The sequence below is a fragment of the Burkholderia lata genome, assembly GCF_902499025.1.
Taxonomy (GTDB): domain Bacteria; phylum Pseudomonadota; class Gammaproteobacteria; order Burkholderiales; family Burkholderiaceae; genus Burkholderia; species Burkholderia lata_C.
Window position 1 is genome coordinate 26,919 of record NZ_CABVPW010000001.1, and the last position, 13,082, is coordinate 40,000.

Consider the following 13,082-nt stretch of genomic DNA (forward strand, 5'->3'; position numbering starts at 1 on the left):
GCGATTTCGATGACTCGTAACGGCGGAAAAACAGACGGCGCGCGTCGATCTTGCCTGAACGCGCGCGCCGCGTCGAATGGGGGTTGTCTGGGCGCCGGCAGCCGCGCCTGGGCGGCGGCCGGTGCGATCCGGGCTGATTCGGGCCGATCCGGCGGTCAGGCGCCCGGCGTCGGGTTGGCCGGGCGGGCGACGTAGCCCGCGTAGCCGGTTTCAGCCTGCGGCGCGGGTTCGGGCGTCGCGTTGCGTTCGATCCACGGCGCGATCTCCATGTCTTCGTAGCGCACGAGGCGGCATTTGCGCACGAGCGCGTAGCCGAGCCAGATCGCGAGGAAGAACGGCAGGCCGATGTAGGTCGCGGCGATGCCGACCCAGTCGATCTTGTCGGAGAGGAACGCCTGGTAGTCCTGGCCGAGCGCGACGACCGCGCACAGCGCGAACGCGAACAGCGGGCCGAACGGGAACCACTTCGACCGGTAGGGCAACTGGTCGAGCGAGTAGCCCTGCTTCAGGAAGCCCTTGCGGAACCGGTAGTGGCTGACCGCGATGCCGAGCCACGTGATGAAGCCGGCCATACCCGACGTGTTCAGCAGCCACAGGTACACGGTCTTGTCGCCGTACAGCGACGTGAGGAAGCACAAGGCGCCGACGGCCGTCGTCGCATACAGCGCGTTGCGCGGCACGCCGCCGCGCGACAGCTTCGCGAAGATCTTCGGCGCACGGCCTTCGACCGCGAGGTTGTAGAGCATCCGCGTGGACGCATACATGCCCGAGTTGCCGGCCGACAGCACGGCCGTCAGGATCACCGCGTTCATCACGCCGGCCGCGAACGCGAGGCCCGCATGGCGGAACACGAGCGTGAACGGGCTCACGCCGATGTCGGTCACGTCGCTCTTCAGCAGGCTCGGGTCGGTATAGGGAATCAGCACGCCGATCACGAAGATCGCGAACACGTAGAACAGCAGGATGCGCCAGAAGATCTGGCTCACCGCGCGCGGAATCGTCGTGCGCGGGTTTTCCGATTCGCCCGCTGCGACGCCGATCATTTCGGTGCCCTGGAACGAGAAGCCCGCGATCATCGCGACGCCGAGCATCGTTGCCCAGCCGCCGGCGAACGGCGCGTCGCCGATCGTGAAGTTGCCCCAGCCCGCGCTCGGGCCGCCCTGCATGATCCCGAAGATCATCAGCAGACCGACGCCGACGAACGCGAGCACCGTCAGCACCTTGATCAGCGCGAACCAGTATTCGGCTTCGCCGAAGCCGCGCACCGACAGCGCGTTGAGCGCGAAGATCAATGTGAGGAACAGCGCACTCCACCACATGCCCGGCACGTGCGGGAACCAGTAGTTCATCACGAGCTGCGCGGCGACCAGTTCCACCGCCAACGTGACGGCCCAGCTGTACCAGTAGTTCCAGCCGAGGGCGAAGCCGAAGCCTTCGTCGACGAACTTCGCGCCGTAGGTCGCGAACGAGCCCGACACCGGCATGAACGCGGCCATTTCGCCGAGGCTCGTCATCAGGAAATAGACCATCAGGCCGATCACCATGTACGCGAGCATCGCGCCGCCGGGGCCGGCCTGCGAGATCGATGCGCCGGACGCGACGAACAGGCCCGTGCCGATCGAGCCGCCGATCGCGATCATCCGCAGATGGCGTGCCTGCAGTGCACGGTGGAGGGACGGCTTCGCGGGCGGCGTGCCGGACGGACGGGGTGAATCGGGGCGGGCATCTGAATGCATGGCGGGCGCTGGGCGCTGTCTCCGGGATTGTTTTTCGGTGACGAAGCGCGACGCGTTGCCGGCCGCGGGGCGGGCAGCGGTGATGCGGTGCTGGAACGGGCCGGATGAACCGGGCCGCGATGCGTGTCGCCTTCGTCTGTCGTCCGGCAGCCGCGATGGCGGCCGGCGGCGCGCCGGGTGCATTGCACCTCGACGTCGCAACGATTGTGTGGGCCGGATGAGCAGGCAGCAAACGATATTTCCGCACAGGGTGATGCGACTTTGTCATCAACTTGCGTCTTGTCCCGACATGTCCGATAGCCTGTCTGTGGGCTTGAGAAGCGTCCGATATCGGTACGAAAACGCATCGATCCGACCTACGGAGGTGTTGCGCTTTCGGAATGAAGTCGTGAGTTAATATCAATAGCGGCCCGACTTGTGGCCACCGACAATGTGTTTCATGGATCGTGCCTTGCGAGGCGGGAGCGCGCCGTCCAGCCGGGCTTCCGGCGGCGGCGCAGCGCGATGCGCCGAATGGCGTACCGGGCCTGCCGCGCGGCGCATCCGCTTGCACAGGGCGCGCGAACGCGCTCCAATCGAATCACGCGGGCGGCGCTGCCGCCGCACCGATCAATCTGTCCCTGAAGAGGAAGTGATGCAATTCAACGACATTCTTGCCGCGCTCGATATCGATCTCGCCCAGTGGAAAGGCAATGCGCTGACCGCGCGTTCGCCGCTCGACGGCGCGACGCTCGCGACGCTGGCCGTCGACACGCCCGCCGACGCCGAGCGCAAGATCGACGCCGCGCACGACGCATTCCTCAAGTGGCGCACGGTGCCGGCGCCGGTGCGCGGCGAACTCGTGCGCGTGTTCGGCAACGTGCTGCGTGAGCACAAGGCCGAGCTCGGCCGCCTCGTCACGCTCGAAGCCGGCAAGATCACGTCGGAAGGCCTCGGCGAAGTGCAGGAAATGATCGACATCTGCGATTTCGCGGTCGGTCTGTCGCGCCAGCTTTACGGCCTCACGATCGCATCCGAGCGCCCGGGCCACCGGATGATGGAAACGTGGCACCCGATCGGCGTGTGCGGCGTGATCTCGGCGTTCAACTTCCCGGTCGCCGTGTGGGCGTGGAACGCGGCACTCGCATTCGTGTGCGGCGATTCGGTCGTGTGGAAGCCGTCCGAGAAGACGCCGCTTACCGCGATCGCATGCCACGTGCTGCTGCAGAAGGCGATCCGCGAATTCGAAAAGACCCACCCGGGCGTCGCGCCGGCGGAGCTGAGCCAACTGGTGCTCGGCATGCGCGATGTCGGCGAGGTGCTGACGGCATCGAAGAAGGTGCCGGTCGTCAGCGCGACGGGCAGCGTGCGGATGGGCCAGGAAGTCGCGAAGGTGCTGAGCCAGCGTCTCGCGCGCGGCATCCTCGAACTCGGCGGCAACAACGGGATGATCGTCGCGCCGAGCGCCGATCTGGATCTCGTGGTGCGCGCGGTTACGTTCGCGGCGGTCGGCACGGCCGGCCAGCGCTGCACGACGCTGCGCCGCCTGATCGTGCATCGCAGCCTGGTCGAACAACTGCTGCCGCGCATCGAGAAAGCCTACACGTCGGTGAAGGTCGGCAACCCGCTTGAGGAAGGCACGCTGGTCGGCCCGCTGGTCGATCGCGCGTCGTTCGATGCGATGCAGAAGGCGCTGGGCGATGCACGCGAGCAGGGCGGCGAAGTGAAGGGCGGCGAGCGCGTCGACGTCGGTCACGCGGATGCGTACTACGTGCGTCCGGCCATCGTGCGGATGCCGAAGCAATCGGCGGTGGTCGAGCGCGAAACGTTCGCACCGATCCTGTACGTGATGGTCTACGACAACTTCGACGATGCGGTCGAACTTCACAACGCGGTGCCGCAAGGGCTGTCGTCGGCGATCTTCACGAACGACATGCGCGAGGCCGAGCAATTCATGTCGGCAGCGGGCAGCGACTGCGGGATCGTCAACGTGAACATCGGCACGAGCGGCGCGGAGATCGGCGGCGCGTTCGGCGGCGAGAAGGAAACGGGCGGCGGCCGCGAGTCGGGTTCGGATGCGTGGAAGGCTTACATGCGCCGCGCGACGAACACGATCAACTACAGCCGTCAGCTGCCGCTGGCGCAGGGGGTTAAGTTCGACGTTTGATGCGGGGCGCCCGGATGGGCGCTGCGTGTGAGTAGACAGGGCCGGCTGCCGCGTTGCGGTGCCGGCCCTTCGTGTTTGGCGCGGCGTAATGCGGTATCGTGCGCGGGGGCGTCGATCGGGGCGATTGGCGCGGATGATGGATCGATGGCAGGCCGGGAACGTATGCGAGTGACACGTCGACAGACGCTTTCTCGGGTGAACGGATCAGCCGGCCCAGGTTGACGGTGCCGAGATCGTGAACGGACAAGCGCTTCTCGAGAGACTGGCGATGGTGTCGCCGGTCGGCATGCAGGTCTATGCGGCTTCGTGTTTGCGTCGCTATTGCGACGCAAACGGGATTTCACACGCGGCCATCGATGCGCTTCTCGCTCATCTCGATGCGATCGCTTCCGCCGGGAGCTTGTCCGAGTGGGAGCGCAAAGGGGCCTTGCTCGAACTCAACGGCAGAGGCGATCCCGTTCCGGCAGGCGTCGAATCGGCCCTGCCCGATGGCGAGTTGCAAAGGTTCATGACGTTGGTCGAAGCCGTTGTCGAGGTCGGGATCGTCGATTTGTACGGCGCGAGAACCGATCAGCCGCTGGCTTTTCTTCGCAAGGCGATCGCCGTCCTGGAGCAGGGCGGGATTTCGTTGCCGCCATTGACGAATGTGCCGGGTTGATCGGCATCTGGCTGTCGCCGCCCGGCGCGCGGGCGGCGACATCGTATTCATGACGCAAGCCGGACATGAATGGGGGGTCGGGGACGATGTCGCGAACCTTCGCATCGACCGTGGACAGCCGGCTAGCGTGAATGCGCATGGCGCGCGTGCATCACTGCTCCACCGCCGGCATATTCTGCACGACCAGCATCTGCGGGCTCGACAGCGTGATCCCCGCCGCGCGCAACTGCTTCAGGATCTCGAACAGCAAATCGCTCTTCGTCGAACCGGCGATCCGCGGGCTCGACACGTAGCCCGTCACGCTCAGCGTGATGCCGTCCGGCGTGAGCTGGCTGAACGTCACCGACGGCGCCGGCTTCTCGAGAATCGCGTCATGCGAGCGATACGCTTCGAGCAGCAGGTCGCGCACCTGCTCGGGATCTGTGTTCAAGGGGAACGTCAGCACCAGCGTCGCGACACCCTGCGTGCTGTTGCCCATCGTCACGTTGCGCAGGTTCTGCGAGATCAGTTGCGAGTTCGGTACGATCACGGTCGAACGGTCGCTGAGCTGGATCTCGGTCGCGCGCACGTTGATGCGGCGAATGTCGCCTTCGACGCCCGCGATGCTGATCATGTCGCCCACCTTCACCGGGCGCTCGGTCAGCAGGATCAGCCCCGACACGAAATTCTTCACGATCTCCTGCAGGCCGAAACCGATACCCACCGACAACGCACTGACGATCCACGCGAGGTTGTTCCACCTGACGCCGAGCAGACCGAGCGTCATCAGCACGAGCAGCACGTAGCCGACGTTGGTGAACAGCGTGATCAGCGACACGCGCATCCCCGTATCCATGCCGAGCGCGGGCATGAACTCGCTGTCGAGCCAGCGGCGCAGCGAGCGCAGCAGGTAGAAGCCGATCGCGAACCCGATCACGGCGTTCATGATCCGGTCGGGCATGATGTTCAGGCTCTGCAGCCGCTGGCTGCCGATCATCGCCACCGCGCTGTCGAGCAGGTCGCCCGGCGTCGTGCCGAAGCCGCCCGTCAGCAGCGCGATGGCCGCGATCAGCATCAGCAGGCTCGTGCCGAAACCGGACAGCACCGTGCGGGCCTGGTCGAGGTGACGATCCTCGAGCGCGAACAGGTGCTTGATCTGCTGGCCCGTCGTCAGGCTCGACGAGAACAGGCTTTCGCTCGCGTCGCGCGTCAGCTGGATCAGGATGTAGGTGGCGCCCAGCACGATCTCGAACCACACGAGCTCGTAGGTGATGAAGCGCGCGACCGTGATGTAGCCGATCAGGAGTGCGATCAGGGTCGCGATGATGGCCAGCGTGACGGCGGCATGGATCAGCCCGGCGAGCGTCGAGCGCTGCTCGGGCGCTTCGCCGGCGGCCGCGAGCGCGCTGCGCGCGCGGTTCGAGCGCAGCAACGATGCACCGACCGTCACCGCGACGACGAGCGACACGATTCCGCGGCCGAACAGCGTGACCGACAGGCTGGTGTCGACGATCCGGTTGATCGACTCGAGCGTGCCGGACACCAGCAGCAGCGCGGCCAGGATGCCGGGGAACGGCTTCATCGCGCGCGCGACGGGATCGGCGAGCGCGGGCAGGCGCCACGACGGATGCTTCGTGCAGAGCAGCGCACGGCCGAGCCCGGCGATCAGTGCGCAGGTCGCGGCGAGCTTCGCGAACTGGTCCCACAGATCGGTCAGCGCCGGCGTGAGGTCGTAATGGCGCGCGACCGCGAGGTACAGGATCTGCACGGCAATGGCGGTTGCCAGCAGCGTTGACAGCGCGGTCGACAACGCCAGCGCGCTGCGGCGCAAACGGGTGGCCGGCAGGCGGTTCACGCAGAACCAGGCGAGCCCGCGCTCGATGAGCCGGCGGCCGCCCATCCATGCCGCGAACGCGGCAACCAGCAGCAGCACCGTGATCGCCTTTTGTCCGGGCACCCACGACGAGCGCAGCATGTCGAGCATTTCTTCGTCGAAATCCCCGAGCCGCTGGGCGTCGTCCGGCGAAAGATGGAACAGCGGCAGCCAGAACTGTGCGCTGAAAATACCGCCCGAGCGGAACGCGAGCTGGTTCTTCAGCAGGCCGCGATGCAGCTTCGCGAACTGCTCGTTCAGGTTCGTGAGGCTGGTCTTCTGGTCGGCGGCCTGCTTCAGCGCTGCATCGATCTGTGTCTTGCGCGCGTTCAGCGTGGCCCGTTGCTTCGCGACGGCCGGCGTTTCCGGCGCGGCGCCCTCGGCGGGCGGGGGGCCGAGCACGTCGAGTTGCCCCTGGATCTGCGCACGCTGCGGAACGAGATCGCTCTGCAGCTTCTCGACATCGGTGCTCAGCTCCTGCGTCGAGTCGCTGAGCCCGTCCAGCTCCTTGCTGTTGGACGCGGTCGAGGTCTGCTGCTTGATGCGGTCCAGTTCGGCCTGCATCTGCTTGAGCTGCGCGACGGCGTCGTTCAGCGAGATGGCAGGGACGGGCGCGCCGACGCCGCTCGCGTTCGGGGCCGAGGCGGCCGCCGGAAACGCCGACGCGGTCGCGATCGCCGCGAACTGCAGCAGCGCGATCAGTGCGATCCGCCGAGCGTAGGTGGATAGTCGTTGTATGAACATGGAATGCTTACGATTTGCCGACAATGCCGGTCGCCGAAAGGCGCCCGGAAGCCGGTGGTTGGCCCGGTAGCATGTTACCGGGGTGTGGAACGCGTGGTTGTCCCGATTGCGTACCCCGTTTGTGGCGATTCCGGCGGCGCGTACCTGCGTGAAACGGTGCACCAGGCCCGGACGGCGGGGCCGGCGCCGCCGCGGTGTGGCGCCGGATAGTCGTTCTGGCGCGTTTCCCGTACCCGACAGACGGTTACGCAAGTTACACATTGTCCGGCGCAAAAGTGGGGTGTCCGAATCGGTTCGGCATCCGGGAGCGGCCTGCGGGACGTCGCGTTCCAGATATCGGGGCCGGGGTGCGCTCGCGCCGAACGGACCTGCCGGTACAATGCAGCGATTCGCCCGACGGCGGCTCGAAGGTCGCCGGACAACAACACGACACGATCAGGAGACGCGCCCACGATGGCCTCAACGGACAGCCTTTCGCAGGCACCTGCCCAATCCCCACCCGTCGACCCCGGCTCCATCTCGGCCCGCCTCGACCGCCTGCCGCCCACCCGCACCGTCTGGAAGCTCGTCGTCCTGCTGAGCCTCGGCTTCTTCTTCGAGCTCTACGACCTGCTCTATAGCGGCTACGTCGCCCCCGGCCTCGTGAAAAGCGGGATCCTGTCGGCAACGACGCACGGCCTGTTCGGCACCACGGGCGTCGCGAGCTTCATCGCCGCGCTGTTCTCAGGGCTCTTCATCGGCACGATCGCATGCGGCTTCCTCGCCGACCGCTTCGGCCGCCGCGCGATCTTTACGTGGTCGCTGCTGTGGTACACGGCCGCCAACGTCGTGATGGCGTTCCAGGACACCGCTGCCGGGCTGAACTTCTGGCGCTTCGTCGTCGGTCTCGGCCTCGGCGTCGAGATGGTGACGATCGGCACGTACATTTCCGAGCTCGTCCCGAAGCAGATCCGCGGCCGCGCATTCGCGTGCGAGCAGGCGGTCGGGTTCGTCGCGGTGCCGGTGGTCGCGTTCCTCGCGTACCTGCTCGTGCCGCACGCACCGTTCGGCCTCGATGGCTGGCGCTGGGTCGTGCTGATCGGCGCGCACGGCGCGTTGTTCGTGTGGTGGATTCGCCGCGAACTGCCGGAAAGCCCGCGCTGGCTCGCGCAGCAGGGCCGGGTCGAAGAAGCCGATCGCATCATGCGTGTGCTCGAGGCGAAGGTCGAAGCCGAATACGGCCGACCGCTGCCGCCGCCCGCGCCCGCCGAACCCGTGCCGCCGCGCGGCAGCTTCCGCGACATGTGGGTGCAGCCGTATCGCAGCCGCACGATCATGATGACGATCTTCAACGTGTTCCAGACGGTCGGCTTCTACGGCTTCGCGAACTGGGTGCCGACGCTGCTGATCAAGCAGGGCATCACGATCACGTCGAGCCTGATGTATTCGAGCGTGATCGCGCTCGCTGCGCCGATCGGCCCGCTGATCGGCCTCGTGATCGCCGACCGCTTCGAGCGCAAGTCGGTGATCGTCGCGATGGCGGCGGCGATCGTCGTCTGCGGGCTGCTGTTCAGCCAGACGACGGTGGGCGCATTCCTGATCGTGCTCGGCATCGGCCTCACGCTCGCCAGCAACATCATGTCGTACAGCTTCCACGCGTATCAGGCCGAGCTGTTCCCGACGTCGATCCGCGCACGGGCCGTCGGCTTCGTCTATTCGTGGAGCCGCTTCTCGGCGATCTTCTCGTCGTTCGTGATCGCGGCCGTGCTGAAGGGCTTCGGCACCTTCGGCGTGTTCGCGTTCATCGCGGGCGCGATGGTGGTCGTGATGGCCGCGATCGGGCTCATGGGGCCGCGCACGAAGGGCATTGCGCTCGAAGCCATCTCGAAGTAATCGGTGGGGGTGCACGCGTGTCGCGCGGTTCGTGCGGCATGCGTGCGATGCGATGAAGATTGCATCGCGCGTATGGCGTGTACCGCGTATCGGGAATGATCTGGCATACGAATCGATTTGCAGAAGCCCTCGCGCGTTGGCGAAAAACACGGCTCCATGTGTCGATCTCGCATACGCAACAAACAAGATTGCCACGCAACGAAAGAGTGGGCAGCAACGAGTTGAAACAAAGCGTGACGACGCGCAAATCCGCCGTGAAACCGCAACTTCCGTCGCTGCCGATTCTTGCGCAGGCGCGTAAAATGAAAGGCCTGACGACTCATTAGCCGCCATCGAATCGTACGCGTTGCATCAGCGAACGGCTCCGCTGCGAAGAGGCGTCGGCGCCGGGCGCACGCGATGCGCCGGACGTGTCGATGGCTCGCGCGGCAGATGCGCCGCCCGCAACAGCAGCATGCGGCGGCCGGATCGGCCGATGGCTTCGAACGTATGATGCTTTTCAGCTTGATGCGGCGATTTGCGAAGCCGCGTTGTCTTGCCCGCGCCGCAGCCCTGTGTATCTCGCTCGCTGCTGCGCTGCCGATTTCCGTGCTTGTCGAACGGCCTGCCTTCGCGGCGTCCGACGCACCGTTGCCCGCCGCTACGTCATCCTCATCAGTCGAGTCGCCTGCATCGGCAGCTTCTCGGGCACATCCCGCTTCGTCGGCGCATGCATCGTCCGGTGCGTCGGCGGCGCAGCCCGCGCCTGCCGCATCACACGCGCGTCCTGCGGAGCCTGCCAGCCCGGCATCGGGTGCGTCGCCGGCCTCTGCCGCTTCCGCCGCCACACCTGCATCGGCTGCTTCCGCCACGCCCGCCAGCGAGGCCGAGGCACCCGCACCGACACCGCCGCGCCAGCATCCGCCACTGTCAGCCGACGAGGCAAAAAATGCGACGGCGCGCGCGGTCGACATGCGCAAGCGCTTCACGCAGGAAGTCACGCGGCGCCTGAACGTGCCCGCAAGCGAGCAGCGCGCGTACGGCGAGCGGCTCCAGAAGGCGCTCGTCGATGCGGACCTCGGCGACCTCGCCGGCGAATACATCGCGATGGTCGATCGCGTGCCAACCGTGCAGGCGCTGTTCATCTACTTCCGCGCGACGCCGGCCAACGCGTGGATGATGATCGGCGCATCGCCGGTCGGCACCGGGCTGCCGGGCAAGTACGACCATTTCCTGACGCCGCTCGGCGTGTTCCACCACTCGCCGGACAACATGGATTTCCGCGCGGAAGGCACGACGAACGAGAACGGCATTCGCGGCTACGGCCGCCGCGACATGCGCATCTACGACTTCGGCTGGGTGGATGGCGAGCGCGGGTGGGGCAAGGGCGGCGTGTCGCCGATGCGTTTCCAGATGCATGCGACCGACCCCGATCGCCTCGAATCGCTGCTCGGTATCCGGCACTCGAAAGGGTGCGTGCGGATTCCTGCGTCGCTGAACACGTTCTTCGACCGGCACGGGCTGCTCGACGACGATTACCAGGCGCGCGTCGAGGCCGGCAAGTCGCTGTGGGTGCTGCGCCGCGATCGCGACATCACGCCGATCGCGGGCCGCTACCTGGTCGTGATCGACAGCGCACGCAAGACGCGGCCGGCGTGGTCGCCGTTGCCGGGGCGCAAGGCGTGGTCGAAGCTGCCGAAGGGCGGCGACACGGCGGACTGACGGCCGGCGCGGCGGGTACGGGGAGCGATCAAGATGAGAATAAATCCGTTTTATTGAACCATAATAAAAGCAAACTTTTATTATCCGATCCGGGTTCGTATAGTCGAGGCCAGTTTCGCGGAACCCTGCCGCGCCTGGACCACCACCGATCACACGACCCGCATGAAAACACTCTACAAGCTCGCCCCGCTCGCGATGCTCGGCGCCTTCGCGACGCATGCCTGTGCGCAAAGCAGCATCACGCTGTACGGTCTCATCTCGGCCGGTGTCGGGTTCGCGACCAACCAGGGCGGCAAGAACGCCTGGCAGGCGCTGTCCGGCACGAACCAGAACCCGCGCTGGGGGCTGAAGGGCAAGGAGGATCTCGGGCAGGGCCTGTCCGCGATCTTCCAGCTGGAGAACGGCTTCAACGTGATGACCGGCACGGCCGCGCAGAACGGCCGCGAATTCGGGCGGATGGCCTACGTCGGCCTTGCCGACCGCACCTACGGCTCGCTGACGTTCGGCCGCCAGTACGACGCGATCCACGATTACATCGGGCCCGTGATCATCGCGAGCAACGGCGTGAACATCGGCGACAACGACAACGGCTACAACGACATCCGCGTGCAGAACTCGGTGAAGTACGTGAGCCCCGTCTACTACGGCCTGAAATTCACCGCGCTGTACGGCTTCAGCAACGCGACGGGCTTCGCGAACAACAGCGCCTACAGCTTCGGGCTCGGCTACGAGCAGGGCCCGCTGCGCTGGAGCGCGGTCTACGCGCAGTACAACCATCCGTACAGCGCGACGAACCAGGACGGCGCGATCGCGAACGACTATGCGTCGCCGCTGTTGATCTTCAGCAAGAGCGCGATGTCGCCCGCGGCCTATGCGAGCCGGCAGCGGATCGCGGGCACGGGCGGCTTCTACACGATCGGCCGCGCGCAGTTCGCGGCGATGTTTACCGACGTGCGCTACGATTATCTCGACAATACGCACCTGCACCTGCAGAACCTCGGCGTGAACGTCGTCTACACGATGACGCCGCAGCTCTTCCTCGGCGCCGCATATGCGTTCACGAACGGCAAGTACGACGTGATCGACAAGCGGCCGAAATGGCACCAGGTGAACCTGCAGGCCGATTACTACCTGTCGAAACGCACCGACGTCGCGCTGACGGTGATCGCGCAGCAGGCGGCCGGCGACGCGGACCATGCGCAGATCTTCGCGTACGCGCGCTCGACCGGCACGCGCCAGATGATGGCGACGCTCGGCGTCCGGCATGTTTTCTGAGCGCCCGACCATGACTTATCCGATCGCATCCCGCCGCACCTTCCTGAAACTGTCCGCCGCGCTGGCCGGCACCGCGCTGCTGCCCGAAACGGGCGCGTTCGCGGCCGGCGGCGAGGCCGCGCGCCGCACGGTGATCATCGATACCGACCCGGGGCAGGACGACGCCATCGCGATCCTGTTCGCGCTGGGCGCGCAGGACCGGCTGGACGTGCGCGCACTGACCGCCGTCGCCGGCAACGTGCCGCTCGACCTGACCGAACGCAATGCGCGGATCATCCGCGACTGGGCCGGCCGCACGAAGACGCTGCCTGTCTACGCGGGCTGCCCGCGTCCGCTCGTGCGCGACCTCGTGACGGCCGCGAACGTGCACGGCAAGACCGGGCTCGAAGGCGTCGAACTGCACGAGCCGCGCGCGCCGCTTGCCGCCGGCCAGGCTGTGTCGTATCTCGTCGATACGTTGAGTCGCGCAGCGCCGAACAGCGTGACGCTGTGCGCGCTCGGCCCGTTGACGAACATCGCGACCGCGCTGGTCGAAGCGCCGCAGATTCGCGGCGCGCTGCACGAAATCGTGCTGATGGGCGGCGCGTTCTTCGAGCGCGGCAACATCACGCCGGCCGCCGAATTCAACATCTACGTCGATCCGCAGGCGGCCGAAGTCGTGTTCGGCAGCGGCGTGCCGATCGTCGTGCTGCCGCGCGATGTCGCGGTGAAGGCGCCGATCACGCCGGCGCGCGTGGCACCGTTCCGCGCGCTCGGCAACCGCTGCGGCGCGATCGTCGCGGACATCATGGATGCCGAGTTGGCGTACAACAAGAAGCGTCGCGGTATCGAGGACGCGCCCATGTACGACCCGACCGCGGTCGGCTATCTCGTCGATCCGACGCTGTTCGGCGGACGCAAGGTGAACGTGATGGTCGAGACGACCGGACAGTGGACGCTCGGCGAGACCGTCGTCGACTGGAACGGGCGCAGCGGCCGCGCGGCGAATGCGACGTGGATCAACGAAGTCGACGCGGACCGCTTCTACGCGACGCTCGTCGAACGGATCGCGAAGCTGCCCTGAACGTGGGCAGTCTCACGGCGCACGGCGAACAGTGA

Annotated in this window: 8 protein-coding genes; 6 read left to right on the forward strand and 2 right to left on the reverse strand. The window is 66.5% G+C overall.

The window, feature by feature from the left end; all coding sequences use genetic code 11:
* Positions 1-155: 155 nt before the first annotated feature.
* Positions 156-1,736 carry an amino acid permease gene (locus tag BDI24065_RS00130; protein ID WP_175029460.1) on the reverse strand — a complete coding sequence of 527 codons (1,581 nt, stop codon included), beginning with the start codon at positions 1,734-1,736 and terminating at the stop codon, positions 156-158.
* 634 nt (positions 1,737-2,370) lie between these two features.
* Here BDI24065_RS00130 and amaB point away from each other — a divergent pair.
* Together amaB and BDI24065_RS00140 are read left to right on the forward strand one after the other, a co-directional pair.
* The gene (amaB, locus tag BDI24065_RS00135) at positions 2,371-3,882 is read left to right on the forward strand and encodes an L-piperidine-6-carboxylate dehydrogenase (RefSeq protein ID WP_174988726.1); all 1,512 of its coding nucleotides are present in this window, start codon (positions 2,371-2,373) and stop codon (positions 3,880-3,882) included.
* Positions 3,883-4,150: 268 nt separating this feature from the next.
* The gene (locus BDI24065_RS00140; protein ID WP_175029461.1) at positions 4,151-4,540 is read left to right on the forward strand and encodes a hypothetical protein; all 390 of its coding nucleotides are present in this window, start codon (positions 4,151-4,153) and stop codon (positions 4,538-4,540) included.
* Between the two features lie 151 nt (positions 4,541-4,691).
* Here the strand turns inward: BDI24065_RS00140 and BDI24065_RS00145 are convergent, their stop codons facing one another.
* A complete protein-coding gene (locus BDI24065_RS00145) occupies positions 4,692-7,136 on the reverse strand; it encodes a DUF3772 domain-containing protein (protein ID WP_175029462.1) in 2,445 nt (814 codons plus the stop codon).
* Between the two features lie 453 nt (positions 7,137-7,589).
* On the opposite strand from BDI24065_RS00145, the gene BDI24065_RS00150 reads away from it, so the two are divergent.
* From BDI24065_RS00150 to BDI24065_RS00165, 4 genes are all read left to right on the forward strand, one after another.
* Entirely contained in the window at positions 7,590-9,008 is a 1,419-nt protein-coding gene (locus tag BDI24065_RS00150; RefSeq protein WP_175029463.1) for an MFS transporter, read from the forward strand.
* Positions 9,009-9,407: 399 nt separating this feature from the next.
* Positions 9,408-10,709 carry a hypothetical protein gene (locus BDI24065_RS00155; RefSeq protein ID WP_175029464.1) on the forward strand — a complete coding sequence of 434 codons (1,302 nt, stop codon included), beginning with the start codon at positions 9,408-9,410 and terminating at the stop codon, positions 10,707-10,709.
* A gap of 162 nt (positions 10,710-10,871) precedes the next feature.
* On the forward strand, positions 10,872-11,984 hold the full coding sequence (locus BDI24065_RS00160; RefSeq protein WP_175029465.1) for a porin: 1,113 nt from the start codon (positions 10,872-10,874) through the stop codon (positions 11,982-11,984).
* Positions 11,985-11,994: 10 nt separating this feature from the next.
* Entirely contained in the window at positions 11,995-13,047 is a 1,053-nt protein-coding gene (locus BDI24065_RS00165) for a nucleoside hydrolase (RefSeq protein WP_175029466.1), read from the forward strand.
* Positions 13,048-13,082: the final 35 nt, after the last annotated feature.